The sequence below is a fragment of the Bacillus sp. DX3.1 genome (assembly GCF_030292155.1).
Taxonomy (GTDB): domain Bacteria; phylum Bacillota; class Bacilli; order Bacillales; family Bacillaceae_G; genus Bacillus_A.
In genome coordinates this window covers 32,501-54,647 of the sequence record NZ_CP128153.1, presented here as the reverse complement: position 1 = coordinate 54,647, position 22,147 = coordinate 32,501, and the positions used below count along the sequence as shown (strand labels likewise).

The 22,147-nt window shown below is 37.3% G+C and carries 25 protein-coding genes and 2 rRNA genes (1 of these 27 only partly in view); 1 reads left to right on the top strand and 26 read right to left on the bottom strand.

Features of this window, described 5'->3' with window-relative positions:
* Window positions 1-3: 3 nt before the first annotated feature.
* The 15 genes from QRE67_RS00295 to metG all read right to left on the bottom strand — a co-directional run bounded on the left by QRE67_RS00295 (window position 4) and on the right by metG (window position 13,163).
* A complete protein-coding gene (locus QRE67_RS00295; protein WP_286123053.1) occupies window positions 4-228 on the bottom strand; it encodes an anti-sigma-F factor Fin family protein in 225 nt (74 codons plus the stop codon).
* Between the two features lie 70 nt (window positions 229-298).
* A complete protein-coding gene (gene pth, locus QRE67_RS00290; RefSeq protein ID WP_286123052.1) occupies window positions 299-859 on the bottom strand; it encodes an aminoacyl-tRNA hydrolase in 561 nt (186 codons plus the stop codon).
* 72 nt (window positions 860-931) lie between these two features.
* Window positions 932-1,885, bottom strand: a complete 954-nt coding sequence (locus QRE67_RS00285) for a ribose-phosphate diphosphokinase (protein ID WP_286123051.1) — start codon at window positions 1,883-1,885, stop codon at window positions 932-934.
* A gap of 18 nt (window positions 1,886-1,903) precedes the next feature.
* A complete protein-coding gene (gene glmU, locus QRE67_RS00280; RefSeq protein ID WP_286123050.1) occupies window positions 1,904-3,283 on the bottom strand; it encodes a bifunctional UDP-N-acetylglucosamine diphosphorylase/glucosamine-1-phosphate N-acetyltransferase GlmU in 1,380 nt (459 codons plus the stop codon).
* Between the two features lie 294 nt (window positions 3,284-3,577).
* Window positions 3,578-3,871, bottom strand: coding sequence for a septation regulator SpoVG (gene spoVG / locus QRE67_RS00275; RefSeq protein WP_000454042.1), 294 nt, complete (start codon window positions 3,869-3,871; stop codon window positions 3,578-3,580).
* Between the two features lie 152 nt (window positions 3,872-4,023).
* Complete coding sequence (locus tag QRE67_RS00270) at window positions 4,024-4,398, bottom strand: RidA family protein (protein ID WP_286123049.1); 375 nt, start codon at window positions 4,396-4,398, stop codon at window positions 4,024-4,026.
* A 220-nt stretch (window positions 4,399-4,618) separates the two neighbouring features.
* Window positions 4,619-5,467 carry a pur operon repressor gene (gene purR, locus QRE67_RS00265; protein ID WP_286123048.1) on the bottom strand — a complete coding sequence of 283 codons (849 nt, stop codon included), beginning with the start codon at window positions 5,465-5,467 and terminating at the stop codon, window positions 4,619-4,621.
* Window positions 5,468-5,521: 54 nt separating this feature from the next.
* On the bottom strand, window positions 5,522-6,391 hold the full coding sequence (gene ispE, locus QRE67_RS00260) for a 4-(cytidine 5'-diphospho)-2-C-methyl-D-erythritol kinase (protein WP_286123047.1): 870 nt from the start codon (window positions 6,389-6,391) through the stop codon (window positions 5,522-5,524).
* Window positions 6,392-6,586: 195 nt separating this feature from the next.
* Window positions 6,587-6,766: an acid-soluble spore protein SspF gene (gene sspF, locus QRE67_RS00255; RefSeq protein WP_371932392.1), complete on the bottom strand. Its 180-nt coding sequence runs from the start codon at window positions 6,764-6,766 to the stop codon at window positions 6,587-6,589.
* Window positions 6,767-6,857: 91 nt separating this feature from the next.
* A complete protein-coding gene (gene veg, locus QRE67_RS00250; protein WP_286125162.1) occupies window positions 6,858-7,121 on the bottom strand; it encodes a biofilm formation stimulator Veg in 264 nt (87 codons plus the stop codon).
* 279 nt (window positions 7,122-7,400) lie between these two features.
* Window positions 7,401-8,264 carry a sporulation peptidase YabG gene (yabG, locus tag QRE67_RS00245; RefSeq protein WP_286123046.1) on the bottom strand — a complete coding sequence of 288 codons (864 nt, stop codon included), beginning with the start codon at window positions 8,262-8,264 and terminating at the stop codon, window positions 7,401-7,403.
* A gap of 114 nt (window positions 8,265-8,378) precedes the next feature.
* Window positions 8,379-9,251 carry a 16S rRNA (adenine(1518)-N(6)/adenine(1519)-N(6))-dimethyltransferase RsmA gene (gene rsmA, locus QRE67_RS00240; protein ID WP_286123045.1) on the bottom strand — a complete coding sequence of 291 codons (873 nt, stop codon included), beginning with the start codon at window positions 9,249-9,251 and terminating at the stop codon, window positions 8,379-8,381.
* Window positions 9,248-9,805 (bottom strand): ribonuclease M5, encoded by a 558-nt coding sequence (rnmV, locus tag QRE67_RS00235; protein ID WP_286123044.1) that lies wholly within the window; start codon window positions 9,803-9,805, stop codon window positions 9,248-9,250. The genes rsmA and rnmV overlap by 4 nt, the downstream gene beginning before the upstream one ends.
* A gap of 433 nt (window positions 9,806-10,238) precedes the next feature.
* On the bottom strand, window positions 10,239-11,003 hold the full coding sequence (locus tag QRE67_RS00230; protein ID WP_286123043.1) for a TatD family hydrolase: 765 nt from the start codon (window positions 11,001-11,003) through the stop codon (window positions 10,239-10,241).
* A 177-nt stretch (window positions 11,004-11,180) separates the two neighbouring features.
* Window positions 11,181-13,163 carry a methionine--tRNA ligase gene (gene metG / locus QRE67_RS00225; protein WP_286123042.1) on the bottom strand — a complete coding sequence of 661 codons (1,983 nt, stop codon included), beginning with the start codon at window positions 13,161-13,163 and terminating at the stop codon, window positions 11,181-11,183.
* A 363-nt stretch (window positions 13,164-13,526) separates the two neighbouring features.
* Between metG and abrB the strand changes: the two genes are divergently transcribed.
* Entirely contained in the window at window positions 13,527-13,811 is a 285-nt protein-coding gene (abrB, locus tag QRE67_RS00220) for a transition state genes transcriptional regulator AbrB (protein WP_286123041.1), read from the top strand.
* Between the two features lie 20 nt (window positions 13,812-13,831).
* Here abrB and rsmI read toward each other — a convergent pair whose 3' ends face one another.
* The 11 genes from rsmI to QRE67_RS00165 form a co-directional block, all read right to left on the bottom strand.
* The gene (gene rsmI, locus QRE67_RS00215; protein ID WP_286123040.1) at window positions 13,832-14,707 is read right to left on the bottom strand and encodes a 16S rRNA (cytidine(1402)-2'-O)-methyltransferase; all 876 of its coding nucleotides are present in this window, start codon (window positions 14,705-14,707) and stop codon (window positions 13,832-13,834) included.
* Window positions 14,676-14,966, bottom strand: coding sequence for a GIY-YIG nuclease family protein (locus tag QRE67_RS00210; RefSeq protein ID WP_286123039.1), 291 nt, complete (start codon window positions 14,964-14,966; stop codon window positions 14,676-14,678). Before QRE67_RS00210 ends, rsmI begins: the two co-directional genes overlap by 32 nt.
* The gene (locus tag QRE67_RS00205) at window positions 14,953-15,693 is read right to left on the bottom strand and encodes a tRNA1(Val) (adenine(37)-N6)-methyltransferase (RefSeq protein WP_286123038.1); all 741 of its coding nucleotides are present in this window, start codon (window positions 15,691-15,693) and stop codon (window positions 14,953-14,955) included. Before QRE67_RS00205 ends, QRE67_RS00210 begins: the two co-directional genes overlap by 14 nt.
* A gap of 130 nt (window positions 15,694-15,823) precedes the next feature.
* The gene (gene yabA / locus QRE67_RS00200; protein ID WP_286123037.1) at window positions 15,824-16,174 is read right to left on the bottom strand and encodes a DNA replication initiation control protein YabA; all 351 of its coding nucleotides are present in this window, start codon (window positions 16,172-16,174) and stop codon (window positions 15,824-15,826) included.
* Window positions 16,175-16,188: 14 nt separating this feature from the next.
* A complete protein-coding gene (locus tag QRE67_RS00195; RefSeq protein ID WP_141523165.1) occupies window positions 16,189-17,016 on the bottom strand; it encodes a PSP1 domain-containing protein in 828 nt (275 codons plus the stop codon).
* A 4-nt stretch (window positions 17,017-17,020) separates the two neighbouring features.
* The gene (gene holB / locus QRE67_RS00190) at window positions 17,021-18,004 is read right to left on the bottom strand and encodes a DNA polymerase III subunit delta' (RefSeq protein ID WP_286123035.1); all 984 of its coding nucleotides are present in this window, start codon (window positions 18,002-18,004) and stop codon (window positions 17,021-17,023) included.
* Window positions 18,005-18,039: 35 nt separating this feature from the next.
* Window positions 18,040-18,666, bottom strand: a complete 627-nt coding sequence (tmk, locus tag QRE67_RS00185) for a dTMP kinase (RefSeq protein WP_286123034.1) — start codon at window positions 18,664-18,666, stop codon at window positions 18,040-18,042.
* 8 nt (window positions 18,667-18,674) lie between these two features.
* Entirely contained in the window at window positions 18,675-20,093 is a 1,419-nt protein-coding gene (locus QRE67_RS00180; RefSeq protein WP_286123033.1) for an aminotransferase class I/II-fold pyridoxal phosphate-dependent enzyme, read from the bottom strand.
* Between the two features lie 80 nt (window positions 20,094-20,173).
* Window positions 20,174-20,353 (bottom strand): sigma factor G inhibitor Gin, encoded by a 180-nt coding sequence (locus QRE67_RS00175; RefSeq protein WP_286123032.1) that lies wholly within the window; start codon window positions 20,351-20,353, stop codon window positions 20,174-20,176.
* 474 nt (window positions 20,354-20,827) lie between these two features.
* Window positions 20,828-20,943 (bottom strand): 5S ribosomal RNA (gene rrf, locus QRE67_RS00170).
* Window positions 20,944-20,990: 47 nt separating this feature from the next.
* Window positions 20,991-22,147: ribosomal RNA gene (locus QRE67_RS00165) — 23S ribosomal RNA — on the bottom strand; it runs 1,765 nt beyond the window's last position.

The window sequence follows — 22,147 nt, the reverse complement described above, 5'->3', positions numbered from 1 at the left end:
ATTTTATTGCAGAAATAGTTCATACTCATAATATTCAGGATAAGATGAGAGCGTTTCTTGGCACGATTCACAAATTGTTTTTATATATATATTTCCATTTTCGTGAAAATGAATCATTTCTAACCGCTCTTGCTCTGTTAGTTGAAATAAAACTTGACTGTATACTTTTTCCGCAGCAATGGAACCTACGTTACATCCACAGTGTCTGCAGTAATAATGTCCGTCCATAGAATCCTCCTAGTCGTACAATTACTACTAGTATGGATATAAACATAAAAAAATATTCCTGTTCAAAACATTAATTGTTAAAAGTATTCATAATTTGGAGAAATGGTTTCTTTAACCATTCTTCACATGCATCAGCAGCTTTTCCAATCGATTGTTCCACTTCAGGCAGCTCTTCTGCCGTAAAACGACCTAGTACATAATCCACTACTTTCATGCCGTTTTTCGGGCGATCAATCCCCATACGAATGCGCTGGAATTCTTGAGTTCCTAAATGTGCAATTGTCGATTTCACACCATTATGGCCACCCGCACTACCTTTCATACGAAGACGTAATTTTCCTACCGGAATATCTAGATCATCGTACATCACAACAAAATCTTCCACATCAATTTTATAGTAATCCATAAGAGGACGAATACTTTCCCCAGATAAATTCATATACGTAAGTGGTTTTAATAAAATCACTTTCTCCCCATTAACAAATCCTGCACCAAATAAACCTTTGAACTTTTGTTCATTTAAAGAGATACTCCATCGCTTTGCAAGCTCGTCAATTGCCATAAATCCAATATTATGCCTTGTTAATTCATATTCTCTACCTGGGTTCCCAAGTCCTACTATTAATTTCATTCTTGTACCACTACTTTCTTTTTACGATACGAAAAGACGTAACCAAAGTTGGTTACGTCTCATTCTATCCAATTAATTAAATAATACGCTCACAGATTCTTCTTCGTAAACACGAATGATTGCTTCTCCGATTAATGGAGCAACAGAAAGTTCATGCACTTTATCAATTTTCTTCTCTTCTGGTAATACGATAGAGTTTGTTACAACTAACTCTTTAATATTTGAATTTTGAATGCGTTCAATTGCTGGACCAGATAAAACTGGGTGTGTACAGCAAGCATATACTTCAGAAGCACCGTTCTCAACAAGAGCGTTTGCTGCTAATGTAATTGTACCAGCTGTATCAATGATGTCATCAATTAAAATTGCTGTTTTTCCTTCAATGTTACCGATGATATTCATAACTTCCGATACGTTCGGACGTGGACGGCGTTTATCAATAATAGCAATCGGCGCTTTTAAGCGATCTGCCATTTTTCTTGCACGCGTTACACCACCATGGTCAGGAGATACAATTACGATATCCTTAAGACCTTTCGTCTCGAAATAATCAGAAAGAATCGGTACACCCATTAAGTGGTCTATTGGAATATCAAAGAACCCTTGAATTTGTGGAGCATGTAAATCTAGAGTGATTACACGAGTTGCACCTGCTGTTTCAAGCAAGTTTGCTACAAGTTTCGATGTAATTGGCTCACGAGAGCGCGCTTTACGATCTTGACGTGCATAACCATAATAAGGAATAACAATGTTAATTGTTTTTGCAGATGCACGTTTTAACGCATCAATCATAATAAGTAATTCCATGATGTGTTCGTTTACCGGAAAGCTTGTAGATTGAATAATGAATACATCGCAACCACGAATACTTTCTTCAATGTTAATTTGAACTTCTCCATCACTAAAACGGTCAACAGAACATTTCCCTAGTCTTACTCCAATGTGATTTGCAATTTGCTCTGCAAGTTCCTTATTAGAGTTTAAAGAGAATACTTTCAAGTTAGAATTTAGATATTGAGTCGACATCTAGATTAACCCTCCACATTATGATTTTTTCTTGTTCAGCAATTGATCAACATAGTCTTCTTTGTTTGTTTGACGTGCACGTGCAATCGATAATGCTTTTGATGGGACATTTTCTGTAATTGTAGAGCCCGCCGCAACATAAGCACCATCTTCAACTGTTACAGGAGCGACAAGGTTTGAATTACAACCAATAAATACGCCATCACCAATAACTGTTTTAAATTTGTTCTTACCATCGTAGTTCACCGTAATTGAACCACAACCAAGATTCACGTCTTCTCCAATTTGCGCATCCCCGATATAACTTAAGTGAGAAGCTTTACTTCTATTTCCAAAAACAGTCTTTTTAATTTCCACAAAGTTTCCGACACGTACCTCGTCACCGATTACAGAATCTGGACGAATGTGTGCAAACGGACCAACTGAAACATCTTTACCAAGCTTACTATCGTGTATAGTAGATTGGCGAATTGTCGTATGATCTCCGATTTCACTATCACGCACTACTGTATGTGGTCCAATTTCACAATCAGAACCAATTACAGTATTTCCTTCGATAACTGTTCCTGGATGAATAACTGTATCACTGCCGATGATTGCATCTGCAGAAATGTATGTGTTATTTGGATCGATGATTGTAACACCATTTACCATATTCTTTTGGTTGATACGCTTTTTCATAATGTTTTCCGCTTGCGATAGAGCGACTCTGTCATTAACACCTAATGTTTCATCAAAATGCTCTGTTTGATAAGCCGATACAATATGACCTTCATTTTTCAAAATTTCAATGACATCTGGAAGGTAATATTCACCTTGAACATTTTCGTTTGAAACTTTAGAAAGCGAAGCAAATAGTGCCTGATTATCGAAACAATACGTACCCGTATTAATTTCTTTAATAGCTCGCTCTACTTCATTTGCATCTTTATGCTCAACAATTTTTTCAACATGACCATTCTCATTACGAACAATGCGGCCATATCCAGCAGGCTCTTCTACGTATGCTGTTAGCACCGTTGCTTTCGCCCCGGCTTCTTCATGATGCTTTAACAATGCTTCCATTGTTTCTGCTGTTATAAGCGGCGTATCACCACAAATAACTAAAGTTGTTCCCTCTTCGTTTACAAGCACATTAGATGCTTGCTCAACTGCGTGTGCTGTACCAAGTTGTTCTGATTGCAATGCAAACTCACTTACATTCCCTAGTTGTTCTTGTACTTTTTCAGCACCGTGCCCAACAACTGTTACAAGTTTCTGCAATCCTAACTGAGATACTTGATCAACTACATGCTGTACCATTGGTTTTCCACATACAGGATGAAGCACTTTGTATAGCTTGGACTTCATACGTGTGCCTTTGCCTGCAGCTAAAATCACTGCAAATCTGTTTGACATATAGACCCTCCATCGCAACCTATTTATCCATTAAAGATATTATCCTAAATCATTATATATTTCAAGAAACAAGGCATAACTATTAAATTTTACCATACTTCTTATGAGATGTTTTACTCTTTAGTATCTTTTTTACAAAATAAGCTATACTATTTTGAACAATTTTGCAGAATTTAGAAGTTATTTTATAATGAGGGGCAATTGAAGCAAAAAAAACAAACTCCTGTAAGTGGTTACAGGAGTTTGCGACAAAATTATAGAGCCCTTTTTCCTAGAACTCTTTTTATTCGAATTTTACGAAGCACCGGCTTCTTCAAACTCAACTTCTTCTAACTCGCCTAAACGGTGATACTCGGTTAAAACCGCATCTTGAATTTTAGAGCGTGTGTTAGAATTAATTGGATGAGCAATGTCACGGAACTCCCCATCTGGAGTACGTTTGCTTGGCATTGCTACAAATAACCCATTATTGCCATCAATTACACGAATATCATGAACAACAAACTCATGGTCTAGTGTAATGGAGGCAATCGCTCTCATGCGGCCTTCTGTGTTTACGCGGCGTAATCTTACGTCAGTCACTTCCATCTTGTGTTCACCACCCTTTTCTAAATAAGCGATATGTTTGTATAAATTCCACAAATTTTCTATTTTCCCTCTAATTTTTCTAAAATTTTTAAAATAAAAATTTTTATTTTAATGGAATATAAGAATTAATGGACGTTATCGCTTACAAAACATTATTTTACGAGGGCGATGACTTCAATTTCGACGGCAACATCTTTCGGTAATTTTGCAACTTGTACACAAGATCGAGCTGGTTTATGTGTAGAAAAATATGCTTCATACACCTCATTTACATTATTAAAGTCATCCATATCTTTTAAAAATACAGTTGTTTTTATAACTGTCTCAAATGATGCCCCAGCTTCTTCTAATACAGCCTGTAAATTTTGAAATACTTGTTCTGTCTGTACCTTTACATCTCCTGTTACAAGCTCCCCATTTGCTAATAATGGAATTTGTCCTGAGCTATAAAACATATTATTTACGATAATCCCTTGTGAATATGGACCAATTGCTTGTGGCGCTTGATTTGTTTGAACTACTTTCATATTTCTCACCCTTTTGTCCTTTTATAATTTTATTTTGCTTGAATAGGCAGTAACTTTACACTCCAAAAAAAGAATGCCAATACAAGCTCAATTTTGTTCCGCTCACCATGAGTGGGAGCCCCGTGCTAACGGGCGGTAAGTCTTTAGTAGTAAATAAAAGACTTACCATCCGTTAGCACTTTTACTTTACAAAAAAAGATAAAGCTCCTGCTTTATCTTTTTATTCAGCTTCTACAAGCTCTTCAGCAAATGGTACAAGTGAATAGTTTCCTTTTTCCATTTGAATGGTTTTCTCTTTTATATCTACTTCAGATAAACGAATTAACGAAACAAAGTTATCAATAATTCGTTCTTCAATGTCACTTGACTCTACTAATACACCAATTCCAACAACATTAGCCTTAAATTCTTCCAGCATACTGATCATGCCTTGAATCGTTCCGCCAGCCTTCATAAAGTCATCAATGATTAATACATTGGAACCTTCTGGAAGACTACGCTTTGCTAATGTCATCGTTTGAATACGCTTAGATGAGCCAGATACATAATTAATACTAACTGTCGGTCCTTCTGTTACCTTATTATCTTTTCTTGCAATCACAACAGGAACGTTTAAATAGTTTGCTACTGCATATGCAAGTGGAATCCCTTTTGTTGCCACCGTCATAACAGCATCAATTGGCTGTCTTGCAAATACAGAAGCAAAGAGACGCCCTGCTCCATTAATATAACGCGGATTGCTTAAAAGATCCGTCATATATAAGTATTCACCTGGAAGAATACGATCTGGATTTTCAAATAATCCACAAAGCTCATCAATAATTTGATTTGCTTCCACTTCACTTATATAAGGAATATATTTCACTCCTCCTGCTGCACCTGGTACCGTTTGCAATGTGCCGACCCCTTGTTGCTCAAACGTTTGCTTAATAATGACTAAATCTTCACTAATAGAGGATTTAGCAGACTGATACCGTTCAGCAAAAAAAGTGAGAGAAACTAACTGACGAGGGTTTTGTAACAAATAATAAGTCATATCGACCAATCTTGTACTACGTCTAATTTTCACACTCTCACCTCAAATCACGAATATTCTAAACAAATCATAACGTATTATACGTCTTTATTCAAGGGTTTCTCGTTTTCCTAGTAGACGTACGGCATATACTTGCTCGCAAAATCCTTTTAACCCATTATAAATACGGTTCATACGTGAATCATGATGGACTAATCCAAACACAGTTGGTCCACTACCACTCATTAAAACTGCATCCGCACCAAAGCGCTTCATCTGTGCCTTAATATGAGCAACTTCAGGATGCATCGCAAACGTCACATCTTCTAGCACATTTCCAACAGCGTGACAGATTCCTTTGTAATCACCTTGCTCTATGACTTCAACCATTTGATCTACATCGGGATGCATTACGCGATTTAATTGCAAGTTTCCATATACGTCAGCGGTCGATACCCCAATATGGGGCTTGGCCAAAATGACCCAACAAGAAGGAGGTGTCTTTATATGTTGTATCTTTTCTCCTCTTCCTGTAGCAATTGCTGTCCCTCCATACACACAAAAGGATACATCTGATCCGATTTTCGCTCCAAGGTCAGCCAATTCATCTATTGTAAGTCCTAGATTCCATAACTTATTAAGACCGCGTAATGTAGCTGCAGCATCGCTACTTCCACCTGCTAATCCCGCCGCTACTGGAATTGTTTTTTCAATTGCAATAGATACGCCTTTCTTTACTTTAAATCTCTCTTTTAATAACTTTGCTGCTTGATAAGCCAAATTTCGTTGGTCGTCTGGGACATACCGATTATGGGATACGATTTCGATACGGTCTTCTGATAACTCCGTTAGCTCTAAACGATCTGCTAAATCGATTGTTGTCATAATCATTTTCACTTCATGATAACCGTCCGGTCTTTTCCCCAGTACATCTAACGACAGATTAATCTTTGCTGGTGCTTTCACTAGTAGCTTCAATCTATTCACCCACTCTATGTACTCAATCTTTTATCGTTTATTTTACCATAAATTTATAGCAAGACGATGACACTTTCCTAATTATAACGAAAAGCATTCAGAATGAAACTACTTATACACAATGAAGAAACTTTTTGGCGTGCAAAAAGCCGAGGAATTTCTCCTCGGCTACCGTAGCATAGAAGTATCTTACAACTACTGGTTCTGTTTCATCAATTGCTGCTCTGCAATTTCAATGGCACGTTTCACCATATTACCAGCATCTTTCGCACGAATTCCGCCCCATCCTTCTTTCTGAACAACATCATAAAATCCAAGCTCCTTTGCAAGCTCTTCTTTAAATTGATTTGACATGACTCCTTTTCGTCTACTCAATGCAAGTCCCTCCTTATGTTGCTACGGTATAATTAGTATGAGAGAGAATGCTTCTCTTTATTTATGGGAATATATGTAACAAAACAGATAATTATCCTAAAATAACCTCGTTATGTGGGTCATCATAAAATGTCAATTCCACCGTTTCTGTTAAAACATCCGCATAGCTATAAGAAACACGTTGCAGTGTATCTTCTTGTTGATCAAGCTGTACAACAAAAACAGAACGATATGTTTCTGCTAGCACACCAGACTGCTCCACTGTCTTTCTTCTTCCACTATTCGCCTTTAACATAAGTCGCTGCCCAAGATGATGATCTAATTCGCTTTTAATTTCATCTAAACGTTTTGACATATACCTTGCTACACCTCGCTGTAATTCAGATTGAATGCATGAATACATGATATATCTATCCCAATCATTGACTGTCAGTAACAGGCAATATCTTCGCAAGAACCTAATGCGTTCGACTAGGTAGAAGAAATGCTATTTCATAAAAGTATCATTGTATAGTCTGTACCTTCTTATGTTTTTTTATCCAACCTCTTACAAATCCTTGTTTAGTGTACATCATTTACCATGTTATATGAAACTTTCCTGCATGATAAAAAGCAAGGTACATATATACCTTGCTTACTCTTCGTAATGTTGAAAAGGTAATCCCGTTCGTAAAATCCCTCGGGTTTCAATCCCACCAAGGCCTTTTTCTCCAGTAATTGTATTGCGCACAACATCCCATACATTCACGCGTTCCATAAAAGAAGTAAAGCTAACCTTCCCTACTACATACACTGGATCTAATGCATGAATATTAATACGTGATGGTGAGCTTGCAAAATTAGCCCCCGCTCGAATCAATGCTTCAAAATGAGACTGACATGCTCCAGCAAAAATAACAAGTTGATCTAAAGATGGATATTTTTTTCTTACTTCCCGAACAGCCTGTACAAAATGCCTAGAATGACGGTAAGCTGCTAAATCACCCATACCCCCTTTAGATTTTGTATACGCATCATGACCTGTAATTACCAAAATATCAGGGCGAAAATGATCTATTAAATCCACTACCTTTTCATGCATTTCTGTTTCTTTACAATGAACACCTTGAACTGGAACACCCATCTTTGTATATAAATCTAAACATTTCCGTAAATACAACGGGTCTCCATCTATATGCAAAACCCTCCCTGGCATTTGAAAGTAATTCACTTCACTCGTATATCCACCTGTAGAGTTATGTTCATGACGTTGCTTCATCAATACATAGTCTTGTTGAAATAAGCGATACGTTCTCTCCATCGTTTCCTTTTCACGTTTTTCTCTTTTTTTATACTCACGATGATCAATTGCAACTAAATCTTCAAGTGGCGCATCTGCCACAAGTCGTACCTCTTCTCCAAACAGTATGGCGATTTCGCCTTTTATTTCTTTAATGCGAAAAAGAATGTCTCGGTTATAAGACTGTCGTTCCACTAAATCCCCAACATGTACAACCATTGTTCTACCTCCAAATTCATTGGGCCATCTCACTAACCATGTTCTGTTTTTAACGTATGAATTTAGAGTAAAAAGGGTGACAAAAAGGACAGCTCTAATGGAGCTGTCCTTTTATTATTTATGAGAAATTAACGCATTGCTTAATGCTGCAAATTCTTCAATGGATAATGTTTCGCCTCTTCGCTTTGGATCAATGCCTACCTCTGTTAAAATACGATCTAACAACTCTTTATCTTTTGGAAAATCATTTAAGTTATTTGATAAATTATTCATTAACGTTTTACGACGCTGTGCAAAACTCGCTCTTACTACCTCAAAGAAAAATTTCTCATCCGCTACTTCTACAATCGGTTTCGGACGTTTTAAAAGACGAATAACCGCTGAATCTACATTCGGTTGCGGTACAAATACAGTGCGCGGAACTGTCATCACTGTTTCCACTTCAGTGTAATATTGAATTGCAATAGATAAAGAACCGTAATCTTTTGTTCCTGGTTTAGCTGCTAAACGATCTCCTACTTCTTTTTGCATCATGACAACAAAGCCACGAACTGGCAACTGTTCTTCCAGTAATTTAAATAAAATGGGCGTTGTCACGTAGTATGGTAAGTTTGCTACTACCATTACATCTTGTCCTTCTTCAAATTGCTCTTGGAACACTTCGTGCACATCCGCTTTTAGAACATCCTTATTAATTACTGTTACGTTACCGTAGGGAGCCAAAGTCTCATCTAGGATAGGTAAAAGACGCTGGTCGATTTCAAACGCTACCACTTTCTTAGCACGTTTTGCAAGCTGCTCTGTTAATGCACCAATACCCGGTCCAATTTCAATTGCTCCGCTCTTCGGTCCAACCTCCGCATAATCAACAATACGATTTAATACATTTGTATCAATTAAAAAGTTTTGCCCTAAACTCTTTTTGAATGAAAATCCATATTTTTCAACTATATCTTTCGTGCGATTCGGCGTTGCGATATCCTTCATTTCTTTTCCTCCTGTAATACTTGTTTATATGCTTCCGCAAATGCTTCTTTTGAAACTTGAAACATTTGTAAACGTTTATGTAACTGCTTTGCATTCGTATAACCTATCTTTAATAATTTACCGATTCTTTCTCTACGACTTTTTGCCTGTTCTCCGCCCACCAGACCAGCGTCTACTAAATCACTCCAGCTAATATCACTCGTATATGTTTCCATTTCTTCATGAATGTTTTCTAAAGCACGACGAATCGATTCGTTAGATGCATGTTCAATTCCTACCCCTTTATTTCGCTTGGCAATCGCCTCTTCTTTCGGTAAGAAAGCATGCTTACATCCCGGAACTTTTTCAGATATAATTTTCCGAATACGCTCTCCGGGATAATCAGGATCCGTCAAAATAATAACGCCTCGTTTTTGCTGTGCTAATTTTACTTGTTCAATAACATGATCACCGATTGCTGAACCGTTCGTTTCAATTGTATCTGCATTCACAGCACGCTTAATCGCAACTGTGTCGTCTTTACCTTCTACAACGATAATCTCTTTAATTTTCATGCCTGCCTCCACACTCATTTCGTCTCTACTTAGTAAAACAAAAAAATGACTACTTTTCCATTATTATTTTCCCATTCATAGAATTTAAAAAACAGAGGAGACAAAATCCCTCTGCTCACCATTATTACCCGCACTAACGGGCAGTAAAATTTCCGCTTCAAAAACTTAAACAATTAAAAGGCTTACATACAGAATAACTGCCCACAAAAGCTCAATTGGTGAATACTAACCATAAGCAGGGGACCCTTTTCCACTACGGAAGTCTCACTTTATTGTAACACTTTAATCTTCGCCTGTTTTCTTCCCTATGAATATGCCTGTACTTACAACTTTTACTCGCGTTTAACCCAATTAACAAATCTTTTTCACCGGAAGACAATGATAGAAGAAGGAAGAAAGTAAAGGAATGGGAATACCCCCATTCCTTTACTCATTAAATACCAAATAAATTCTTTGCATTGTCTGTTGTTACTTTTGCAACTTCTTCATATGAAATTCCTTTTAGGTCTGCAATTTCTTCTGCTACAAGTTTGACGTAGCTTGGTTCATTTCGTTTACCACGAAACGGATGTGGTGTTAAGTATGGACAATCTGTCTCTATTAATAATTTTTCCATCGGAATTTCCACTGCAACTTCTTTTGGTTTTTTCGCATTTTTAAAAGTCACTGGTCCACCTAATGAAATTAGGAAATTCATATCAATACATTGTTTTGCCACCTCTACACTACCACTAAAGCAATGCATAATGCCGCCCACTTCAGCTGCATTTTCTTCTTCTAAAATATCCACGATATCTTGCGTTGCATCACGGTTATGTATAATAATAGGTAACTTTACTTTCTTCGCTAACTGAATTTGCTTGCGAAATACATCCTTCTGCACTTCTTTCGGAGATTTATCCCAGTGGTAATCTAGACCCATTTCTCCAAGAGCAACAACCTTTGGATGAGCGGCTAACTCTTCTAACCACGCTAAATGATCATCTGTCATATCAATTGCATCAACAGGATGCCAACCAACGGCTGCATAAATAAAATCGTATGTTTCTGCAAGTTCAATTGCCTTTCTAATTGTCACTTCATCAAACCCAACAACAACTGTATAAGTAACACCAGCTTCTTTCATTCTTACAATAACTTCCTGTAAATCCTCTTCAAATTGCTCTGCATTTAAATGTGAGTGTGTATCAAACAGCATTATAATAACTCCTTTTATTTGAAATAAATTCTATCATAGGAAAAAACAATTTCCTAACAGCGTAATGACAACGATATTACAATTTTAATGCAAAAAAGGAAAATTTATAAAAATTTCTAGCAAGAAAAAAGATGCTTCACGAATGTTACACGTGAAACATCTCTTATTTTGTCATCATTACTTGATTTTTGTACCATTTGGTAGATTTTGGTAGATTGTTGCTAACGACAATACTCCATTTTCTTCACCCGCTAAAATCATACCTTGTGATAATTCACCACGTAATTTCACTGGTTTTAAATTCGTAACACAAATCACTTTTTTTCCTTTTAGTTCTTCTGGCGTATAAAATTTAGCAATTCCAGATATAACTTGTCGTTTTTCTGTACCTAAATCAAGTTGAATTTTCAGAAGCTTGTCTGCTTTTTTCACAGGCTCTACTTCTACTACTTCTGCTACGCGCATTTCTACTTTAAAGAAATCATCAATTGTAATTTCTTCGGCTTTTGGTTCTTCTTCTTTTTTCTCTTCTACTTTTGGAGCAGAACTTTTCATTTTCTCTTTAATATATTCTACCTCTACTTCCACTTCTAAACGTGGGAAGATTGGCTGTCCTTTTACTACTTTCGTACCAGCTGGAATACAACCAATTGTAGAAAGACTGTTCCAATTTTGATATGCTTCATCTGTAATACCCAGTTGTGCAAAGATTTTCCCTGGCGTTGCTGTTAAGAATGGCATAAGCATGATACCTGTTTGACGAAGTACTTCTGCGAGATGTGCCATTACAGAAGCAAGCTTGTCGCGATCTGCTTCATCTTTTGCCAATACCCAAGGTTGCGTTTCATCAATATATTTATTTGTACGGCTAACCAATTGCCAAATCGAGCTTAATGCTACTGAAAACTCCATGTTCTCCATCGCATCTTCTACTTTTTGCAATGTATTTTGTGCAAACGATACTAACGTTTCATCAAATTCTGTTACATTTGCTTTAAAGGCAGGGATTTCTCCATTAAAATACTTATCAATCATTGCTACTGTACGATTTAACAAGTTTCCTAAATCATTTGCAAGATCAAAATTAATACGTTCAACAAAACCTTCTGGTGTAAATACACCATCTGATCCAAACGGAACTTCACGAAGTAAATAGTAACGTAGTGCATCTAATCCATAACGATCAATTAACGTAACAGGATCCACTACATTACCTTTTGATTTACTCATTTTTCCGTCTTTCATTAAAATCCATCCATGTGCAAATACTTTTTTCGGAAGTGGTAAGTCTAGCGCCATTAAAATAATTGGCCAATAAATTGTATGGAAGCGAACAATTTCTTTTCCAACTAAATGAACATCTGCTGGCCAATACTTTTTATACTTTTCTTCATTTGCTGTTCCATATCCTAGTGCCGTAATGTAGTTAGATAATGCATCTACCCACACGTAAATAACATGTTTCGGGTTACCTGGCACACGAATCCCCCAGTCAAAAGAGGTACGAGAAACTGCTAAATCTTCTAAGCCTGGTTTAATAAAGTTATTAATCATTTCATTTTTACGAGATTCTGGTTGGATGAACTGCGGATTTTCTTCATAAAATTTCAGAAGTCGATCTACATATTTACCCATTCTAAAGAAATAAGATTCTTCACGAACAAGCTCTACAGCATGACCGCTGTCTGGGCTTTTTCCGCCTACTACCTTTTCACCTTCTACAATCGGATCAACAAGCTGATGTTCTGTATAGAATGTTTCATCTTGTACAGAGTACCATCCTTCATATTCATCAAGATAAATATCCCCTTGATCAACGAGTTGTTTAAAAATCTTTTCAACAACGTCTTTATGACGATCTTCAGTTGTACGAATAAAGTCGTCATAAGAAATATCCATTTTTTTCCATAAATCTTTAATTCCTGCTACGATGTTATCTACGTATGCTTGCGGTGTAACTTGTAGTTCTTCTGCTTTCTTTTGAATCTTTTGTCCATGTTCATCAGTACCTGTTAAATAATGAACATTATATCCTTGCATACGCTTATAGCGTGCCATTGCATCTCCAGCTACCGTCGTATAAGCATGTCCAATATGAAGCTTTCCGCTTGGATAATAAATTGGAGTTGTAATATAAAAATTCTTATTTTCCTCTGTCATTGTTTAGAACCTCCCAAATGACCTCATATGTATTTATAAACAGTATATCAAAAACTGGCTCATAAAGACGAATGAATGCTCGATATCTTTATCATCTATTACTCATATTCAAAAAAAATATACAGTATATTTTCTGAAATATTGATAAAATTTAAAAATGCAGTAAAATCCTTGTGCAAGTCTTCCATTTTCTAGTATATATAAGGAAGATAAAAAATATATAAATCTTTTATAAAATATAGAATTTAATAATTGACGGAAATGTAAATGATTGGTATCATATGTTCATAGGGTATTTTGTCGAAAAATGACGAATCAAAAAATAGACTCGCAAACTTACAAAATATGAGGAGGATAACGAACATGAAATCTACTGGTATCGTTCGTAAAGTTGATGAATTAGGTCGTGTTGTAATTCCGATTGAGTTACGCCGTACATTAGGTATTGCAGAAAAGGATGCTCTTGAAATTTACGTTGATGAAGAAAAAATCATCCTAAAAAAATATAAACCAAATATGACTTGCCAAATAACTGGTGAAGTATCTGACGGTAACCTTTCTTTAGCTGAAGGTAAAATTATCTTAAGCAAAGAAGGCGCAGAACAAATCTTAAACGAACTTCAACAATATATTCAGGCAGTAAAATAAGCTTCTCAATTATGAGAAGCTTATTTTTTATCGACATGATAGGTTTGATAGACATCTCTTTTCGACAAACTTCGATCCTTTGCCACTGTTTTAATCGCTTCTTTCGAAGACATCTCTTGTTCATTTATGTAATGTTCTATATGCTCGTACACAGATATAGATTCCCACCACTGTTCTGGCGGGGCAACTTCCTCTTTTGAACCCGCTACTAAGATGCAAAATTCACCGCGAACTTCATTTTGCTTCGTCCATTCAATTGCTTCTTCCACTGAACCACGAATAAATTCCTCAAACTTTTTCGTTAGTTCCCTGCATAATACGATCTCTCTATCTCCAAGTACTTCTTTCATAGAAATTAATGTATCATCTAATCGGTGCGGTGCTTCATAAAACATCATCGTAGTTGGAACATAGCGAAGTTTTTCTAATTCAGCTTTTCGTTCCTTTTTGTTTCTTTGTAAAAATCCATAAAAATAGAAATGCCTCGTTTCTAGTCCCGATGCAATTAACGCTGTAAGCGCAGCATTTGCTCCTGGAAGTGGAATAACATGATATTGCCCTGCTACAGCTTCTACAACAATATCGTAGCCAGGATCAGAAATACACGGCATACCAGCATCACTTACAAGTGCTACTGTTTTTCCGTCCTCTAACTTATCTAAAATCTTACGTCCACTTACTTCCTTATTGTGTTCATGATAACTCATAACCGGCGTGTCAATTTCAAAATAGTTACAAAGTTTTTTCGTTTGCCTCGTATCCTCAGCAGCAATGATATCTGCTTCTTTCAATATCCGAATGGAACGAAACGTCATATCTTCTAAATTGCCAATCGGAGTCGGAACTAAATATAAGACCCCTTTTTCATTTTGTTGAAAGCTTTTTTGCTGCCACATAACGTTCTCCTTTTTGCATATATGCCTCTTTTTCTTTTCGTTTTAACTGTTTAAAATGGTATTCTGCTTGCATGGCTGTTCGTTTGTCCTCATGGTATTCCACATACTTCAAAACAACAGGAAGTCGAGCACGCGTATAGCGTGCCCCTTTTCCACTGTTGTGAGTTTGAAGTCGCTTCTCTATATTATTTGTATATCCTGCATAATAACTTCTATCTGAACATTCTACAACATAAAAGCAATCCTTATTCTTCTCCATATAAAATTGAACGAAGCTCCTTTGTATACTCATTATTGTCTTCATATACAAAAAGTGGCGGTAAAATTTTCAAATCTGCATTTCCATCTTTAATTCCTTCAATTAAAAGCGTATTTGCTTCTTTACCAGCCTTTGGATATACAAACTGCACACGTTTCGGCTCAATCTTATATTTTCTCATTAGCGTTACAATATCAAGCAAACGCCCAGGACGATGTACAAATGCGACTTTCCCGCCCTGCTTTACAAGCTGGCTACTAACACGTACCACATCTTCTAGCGTACACATAATTTCATGACGAGCAATCGCTAAATGTTCATTTATATTTTTCTCAGATGTCTTTGGTGTTTGGAAATATGGTGGATTACATGTCACAACATCGTACTGATGACGTCCAAGCTCTTCTGGCATATCCTTTAAATCTCCGTGAATCAAATGAATTCGCTCTTCTAACCTATTGTACTGAACACTTCTTACACCCATATCATACAGACGTTCTTGAATTTCTACCCCTGTAATTACTCCTTTTGTTTTCGTACTTAATAAAAGTGGAATTACAGCATTTCCTGTACATAAATCAAGTAAATTCCCTTTTTGAATCGGAACCCAAGCAAAGTTTGCAAGTAAGACCGCATCTAAAGAAAAATTAAATACGGATGGACTTTGAATAATTTTCATTTCTTCTGCTAGTAGATAATCTAAACGCTCATCTTCATATAAATGCATATACTGTTTCCTTTCTTATACTTAACCTGCCCTATTTTATCCCTCACTAACGTGAAAGTAAGACTCGTTTTACCTTAATTTTGTTTTCATGTATAAAAAATTACCTTTCCAATATATTGGAAAGGTAATTTCATTTTTTATTTAAAAATGACAGACAGAATAAACAATCTCCTTCTTTACGTACACTTCCGTAATGTAAATTACAAATATGGAAACCTTCTTGATATAAGCGTGCTAAATTATCATATCCTTCGCCAATATCTGTTTTAGGTTTCATTTCTTTTCGTTTCTGAGTTTTTTGTTTTTCTTTATTCTGCACTTCTTCAAAACGATGTCGCAAATTTTCATTTTCCATTTTAATATGTTGGTTTTCCTCAAGTAACTCTGCTAGATGCTGCTTTAATTCTCCCAACTGTTTATATAGATGTCCAATTTGCTCTTCCATACTGGAAACTGCTGCAAAAATATCCTTTTTCTCCACAAGCACCCACCTCATTAATCTGTGGTTTGACTCGAAACGACCCCTTCATTAATTAATTCATCTAACGTATATTCCACTATCCGTTCCTTGTCTACTAGTTCCACTTGAATTAATCTTTCTAAAATATTTAATCCGATTACACGTCCAAGACCATGTGGTGTTTGTATTCTTTGATCTAAATCAGGAAGCTGTTCTTTCGCTGCTTCATACTCATCATTCTCATATTTTAAACAGCACATTAGTCGGCCGCATAACCCAGAAATTTTCGCAGGATTTAATGATAAATTTTGATCCTTTGCCATTTTAATGGATACAGGTTCAAAATCTCCTAAAAATGTAGAACAACAAAGCATACGACCACATGGACCAATGCCACCAAGCATTTTCGCTTCATCACGAACCCCAATTTGCCTTAGCTCAATTCTTGTCCGAAAAATTGCAGCTAAGTCTTTTACAAGCTCACGGAAATCAATACGACCATCCGCTGTAAAATAAAAAATAATCTTATTACGATCAAAAGTATATTCTACATCTACAAGTTTCATATCAAGGTTGTGTTCTCCTACCTTTTGTTGACAAACTTGATATGCTTCTTTTGCAGCATGCTTGTTCTCTTCAACAATGGTCCGGTCATTTTCATTTGCAATACGAATGACTTTCTTCAATGGTAGTACAACATCGTTTTCATCAACTTGTTTTTTTGTAATAACCACTTTCCCATATTCAATACCTCGCACTGTTTCCACGATCACAAATTCATTTTCCGAGATATCAAATTGATTCGGGTCAAAGTAATATACTTTTCCGGCCTTCTTAAAGCGAACACCTACTACATCGTACAAACGGTCATCCCTCCTGCAACCGCAACACTAACTGCTCGAATACAAGCTGCGCATTTACATTAGCGTTGATTCTATTTTTTGCTTCTAATATATTGAAAAGAGCTGATACAATGCGCTTCTGAGCATAGGTGAAAGATTGGAACATCTCTTTTTGCTCTTGAAAAACAAGACGATCTTCTTCTCCTAAGTGAACATATAATAAATCCTTATAAATAAGGAGTAACATATCTAAACCTTGTTGTAATTGTTCTTTCTCTCCAAAGTGTTTCACCCATTTTTCTTGTACAAAAAAAAGAGAGGCTATATCTTTTTCGAGCGCTTCACATAATTTTATCACTAAAGCTCGTGCTTGTGCAAACCATTCATCATTGCATAGCAATAATGCTTCCTCAAAACTATTCGTAAGTTGTGCCGCTAGGGTAGATAAAGAAATTGTAATGCCTTCATCTTGCAATCTCTGAATTAAAGATTCTGCAGAAAGCGGCCGAAATGTAACAACTTGACAGCGTGATAAAATGGTATTTAAAATTTGATGACTTTGTTCTGTGAGTAAAATAGCAGTCGTATCGCTACTTGGTTCTTCTAAAAATTTCAATAAAGTATTGGCAGCATTTGCTGTCATTCGATCTGCATGCTCAATAATATACACCTTTTTATTTGCTTCTAAACCTGTTTTCGAAAACTCTTCCTGCAAGTCATGAATCTGTTGTTTTTTAATAGACAGTCCATCTGGCTTCACAATGTGTATATTTGGATGATTCCCTGAATCAATTCGGCGACAATTCGTACATGTATGACATGGTTCTACACCATTTCTTTGTAAACAAAGAAAGCTTTTGGCCATTTGAATTGCTGTTTCAAACTTTCCAGTTCCTTTTGGCCCTTCTAACAAATAAGCGTGGGATATACGCTCCTTTTCAATACTATTCATCAACATCTTTACACCAATGGGCTGTATAGCAGAAAGCTGCTCCCACGTCTTCGTCATAATGCATACCTCACTTGTTTTATACTTTCCCTCTATTATAACAATTTTCCTTCTATAAGCTGAATGACTTCTTCCACAATCTTTTCCATTGGTTTATTTGCATCCACAACGACAATGCGATCTGAGAAACGATCTACAACTTGTAAATACCCTTCATGTACCCTCTTATGAAATGCAATACTTTCTAAATCTAAACGATTTACTTCACGATCAGCATCTTTTTCAATACGCGCTAAGCCTACTTCTGGTTCAATGTCTAAATAAATAGTCAATCCCGGCATACAATCTTCTGTTGCAAAACGATTAATTTCAAATACTTTATCAACCCCAAGACCTCTCGCATAACCCTGGTAGGCAAGAGAGCTGTCAATAAAACGATCGCATAACACAAGATAGTCCTTCTCTAAAGCTGGCATTACCTTTTCTACTAAATGCTGTCTACGTGCCGCAGCATATAATAACGCCTCTGTGCGCGCTTCCATCATCGTATATTCTTGTTTATGTAAAATCGTTCGAATCTCTTCTGAAATGGCAATACCGCCTGGTTCGCGCGTTGCCATTACCTTTTGCTCTTTCTGTTCAAAGTACGGCAATATCTTTGTAATTAATGTTGATTTACCTGAACCCTCTGGCCCTTCAATTGTTACAAATAATCCTTTCATCCTAAAACCTACTTTCTCTCTATATCATATACAGTCATATATTTTATGTTTCCTTGAAAACGAGCGCCCGTTTCTTCTAAATAAGAAATTTGTTCAATATGCTCTGCAGTAATTTCTTCTCCGTACATAAGTAAAGGAATTCCTGGCGGATACGGTATAACCATATCCGCTGTAATCATCCCGATTGCTTCTTGCAAGGGTACAACTTTCTTCTTATACTTTTCTAATTGCTTATATGTAAATGGTAAAGAAGAAAAAGCCCCTTTGTAAGTATACCGAATAGATGGCGTTCTGTCTGTTACCTCATAAACATGTAAGGCTGATTTTATCATCTGCACCGCTTTTATGTACCTATCATTTACTTGCAGTGGTAAAATAAGCAGAACATTATATGGATCGGCCATTTCCGCGTATATGCCAGCTTCTTCAAATATGCGTTGCAATTCATATCCAGATAACTGACAACGCGTTTGTACTGTCATTTTCAACTCATCCTGAAGGGGATACTGTAAAACCGTAATTTGCGGAATACATTGTAGCTCTTTTCTAAAGCGCTGAAGGAATCTAAAAATGTCATGACAACCTTCTTCTTTTATTTTCGCTAATGCAAAACGAGCCACATCTAACGAAGCCATAATTGGATAGGACGGGCTGCTAGATTGTAACATAGCTAAATAAGAAGATACTTTTTCTTCATCAATTACATTACTATTTATATGTAAGTAAGAGCCCATTGTCATAGCGGGTAATGTTTTATGCGCCGAATGTACCACAATATCAGCACCATATGCCAATGCTGACTTTGGAAAAGGCTCTCCAATACAAAAATGTGCCCCATGTGCTTCATCTACTAAAACAGGAATCCCTTGCGCATGTGCACATTTAATACTCTCTTTTAAGTCTATCCCCATACCATAATAATTCGGATGTGTTAAAATTAGTGCCTTTGCTTCTGGATGTCGTTCAATTGCCTTTTGAATGACTTCATGTTGTATACCAACTGGTACACCATATGCTTCATCAATCCAAGGTTCTAAAAAGACCGGACGCGTTCCTGCTAACTTCAAACCATTTAGAATAGATTTATGACAGTTTCTTTGTACAAGTACAATATCATGCTCCTTACAGCAAGATAAAATCATTGCTAAATTTCCAACTGTAGAACCATTAATCAAAAAATAACTCTTTTGTACATCATATACATCCGCTAACAAACGTTGTGCTTGATCTATACATTCAAAAGGACTATGAAGATCATCTAGCCCTGTTAATTCTGTCACATCAATAGAAAGTATATCATTAAAACCAGCCCGAGCCTGCTTGGGAAAATTTAATCCATTTTTATGTCCTGGAACATGTAAAGACAAAGGCTGCTTATCCCTAAATTGTATTAACGCTTCATATAATGGCATTTGCTTTTGATTCATACTTACCTCTTCCTTACTTTTCATTCTCTATCCATTATACAGAGAATGGGGCAAAAAAAATAATAGGCATGTTCGCCTATTTATGAATACAATGTTTGTATTTTTCTCAGTTGTTGTAAAAAATATATATATTTAGGGTCATTTGTCTCCGTTTCTACCATGTCTCTTTCACAAGCTTCGCATATAAAGCTGGTATATAAATGTATTCCATCATCTTTCTTATGTTCGCATACGATACAAACCTTTTCGTCTATGTTCATAATATACGCCCTTATCGCTTCTCTTTCATGAATAACAAGAAACGATGCAAGACACTTCCTCCCCTCTTTAAATAGTAAAACTTCCATTTCTCGATCATTTGTGTGTTTTTTTCTTATAAGACTAACTCAATTAATATACTTACAGTCCTTAACAATTTTCAGGAAAATATACATCCTTTCTTTATATATGTATTATATGAATGATATTTAGGCATCGTGTTTGTCACCCAATATAATAAAGTGAAACTTTGATCAGTAGGGGTTTTCTTCATCCTCCACTGATCATTAGTTAAACACATCCGCTATTCGCGGGCAGTTTATCCTCGACCTAACACTGCTCGCAAATAGCGGGATAAAATAAAACTTCCATCAGTAAGACATTCTATTCTCCATTGATGATTCATTCAACTCATATCTTTGACTTTTATTTTCCTGAAATACAAAAAAGACGAGTCAATTGACTCGTCTTTGATTGCTTGGCGACGTCCTACTCTCACAGGGACAAGGTCCCAACTACCATCGGCGCTAGAGAGCTTAACTTCCGTGTTCGGTATGGGAACGGGTGTGACCTCTCTGCCATCATCACCAAACTATGAAGGATGTTCCTTCAAAACTAGATAACATTGCTTCATATTATATGGTTAAGTCCTCGATCTATTAGTATTCGTCAGCTCCACATGTCACCATGCTTCCACCTCGAACCTATCAACCTGATCATCTTTCAGGGATCTTACTAGCTTACGCTATGGGAAATCTCATCTTGAGGGGGGCTTCATGCTTAGATGCTTTCAGCACTTATCCCTTCCGCACATAGCTACCCAGCTATGCCCTTGGCAGAACAACTGGTACACCAGCGGTGCGTCCATCCCGGTCCTCTCGTACTAAGGACAGCTCCTCTCAAATTTCCTGCGCCCACGACGGATAGGGACCGAACTGTCTCACGACGTTCTGAACCCAGCTCGCGTACCGCTTTAATGGGCGAACAGCCCAACCCTTGGGACCGACTACAGCCCCAGGATGCGATGAGCCGACATCGAGGTGCCAAACCTCCCCGTCGATGTGGACTCTTGGGGGAGATAAGCCTGTTATCCCCGGGGTAGCTTTTATCCGTTGAGCGATGGCCCTTCCATGCGGAACCACCGGATCACTAAGCCCGACTTTCGTCCCTGCTCGACTTGTAGGTCTCGCAGTCAAGCTCCCTTATGCCTTTGCACTCTACGAATGATTTCCAACCATTCTGAGGGAACCTTTGGGCGCCTCCGTTACACTTTAGGAGGCGACCGCCCCAGTCAAACTGCCCACCTGACACTGTCTCCCGGGTCGATGAGACCCGTAGGTTAGAATTTCAATACAGTCAGGGCGGTATCCCACCAGCGCCTCCACCGAAGCTAGCGCTCCGGTTTCAATGGCTCCCGCCTATCCTGTACAAACTGTACCAAAATTCAATATCAGGCTACAGTAAAGCTCCACGGGGTCTTTCCGTCCTGTCGCGGGTAACCTGCATCTTCACAGGTACTATAATTTCACCGAGTCTCTGGTTGAGACAGTGCCCAAATCGTTACACCTTTCGTGCGGGTCGGAACTTACCCGACAAGGAATTTCGCTACCTTAGGACCGTTATAGTTACGGCCGCCGTTTACTGGGGCTTCAGTTCAGAGCTTCGCTTGCGCTAACCCCTCTCCTTAACCTTCCAGCACCGGGCAGGTGTCAGCCCCTATACTTCGCCTTACGGCTTCGCAGAGACCTGTGTTTTTGCTAAACAGTCGCTTGGGCCTATTCACTGCGGCTTTCCGT

Coding starts and splice junctions, on each gene's coding strand:
- holB (WP_286123035.1), bottom strand. CDS start 18,004: ATGACGAAGACGTGGGAGCAGCTTTCTGCTATACAGCCCATTGGTGTA.
- rsmI (WP_286123040.1), bottom strand. CDS start 14,707: ATGTGGCAGCAAAAAAGCTTTCAACAAAATGAAAAAGGGGTCTTATAT.
- QRE67_RS00270 (WP_286123049.1), bottom strand. CDS start 4,398: ATGAAAGTAGTTCAAACAAATCAAGCGCCACAAGCAATTGGTCCATAT.
- rsmA (WP_286123045.1), bottom strand. CDS start 9,251: ATGAAGGATATCGCAACGCCGAATCGCACGAAAGATATAGTTGAAAAA.
- QRE67_RS00180 (WP_286123033.1), bottom strand. CDS start 20,093: ATGAATCAAAAGCAAATGCCATTATATGAAGCGTTAATACAATTTAGG.
- rnmV (WP_286123044.1), bottom strand. CDS start 9,805: ATGAAAATTAAAGAGATTATCGTTGTAGAAGGTAAAGACGACACAGTT.
- QRE67_RS00285 (WP_286123051.1), bottom strand. CDS start 1,885: ATGTCGACTCAATATCTAAATTCTAACTTGAAAGTATTCTCTTTAAAC.
- QRE67_RS00175 (WP_286123032.1), bottom strand. CDS start 20,353: ATGAACATAGACGAAAAGGTTTGTATCGTATGCGAACATAAGAAAGAT.
- glmU (WP_286123050.1), bottom strand. CDS start 3,283: ATGTCAAACAGATTTGCAGTGATTTTAGCTGCAGGCAAAGGCACACGT.
- pth (WP_286123052.1), bottom strand. CDS start 859: ATGAAATTAATAGTAGGACTTGGGAACCCAGGTAGAGAATATGAATTA.
- QRE67_RS00205 (WP_286123038.1), bottom strand. CDS start 15,693: ATGCATTTATATGAAGATGAGCGTTTAGATTATCTACTAGCAGAAGAA.
- tmk (WP_286123034.1), bottom strand. CDS start 18,666: ATGAAAGGATTATTTGTAACAATTGAAGGGCCAGAGGGTTCAGGTAAA.
- metG (WP_286123042.1), bottom strand. CDS start 13,163: ATGACAGAGGAAAATAAGAATTTTTATATTACAACTCCAATTTATTAT.
- veg (WP_286125162.1), bottom strand. CDS start 7,121: ATGTCAAAACGTTTAGATGAAATTAAAAGCGAATTAGATCATCATCTT.
- abrB (WP_286123041.1), top strand. CDS start 13,527: ATGAAATCTACTGGTATCGTTCGTAAAGTTGATGAATTAGGTCGTGTT.
- QRE67_RS00295 (WP_286123053.1), bottom strand. CDS start 228: ATGGACGGACATTATTACTGCAGACACTGTGGATGTAACGTAGGTTCC.
- QRE67_RS00230 (WP_286123043.1), bottom strand. CDS start 11,003: ATGCTGTTTGATACACACTCACATTTAAATGCAGAGCAATTTGAAGAG.
- spoVG (WP_000454042.1), bottom strand. CDS start 3,871: ATGGAAGTGACTGACGTAAGATTACGCCGCGTAAACACAGAAGGCCGC.
- QRE67_RS00210 (WP_286123039.1), bottom strand. CDS start 14,966: ATGGAGAAGAATAAGGATTGCTTTTATGTTGTAGAATGTTCAGATAGA.
- yabG (WP_286123046.1), bottom strand. CDS start 8,264: ATGGTTGTACATGTTGGGGATTTAGTGGAACGACAGTCTTATAACCGA.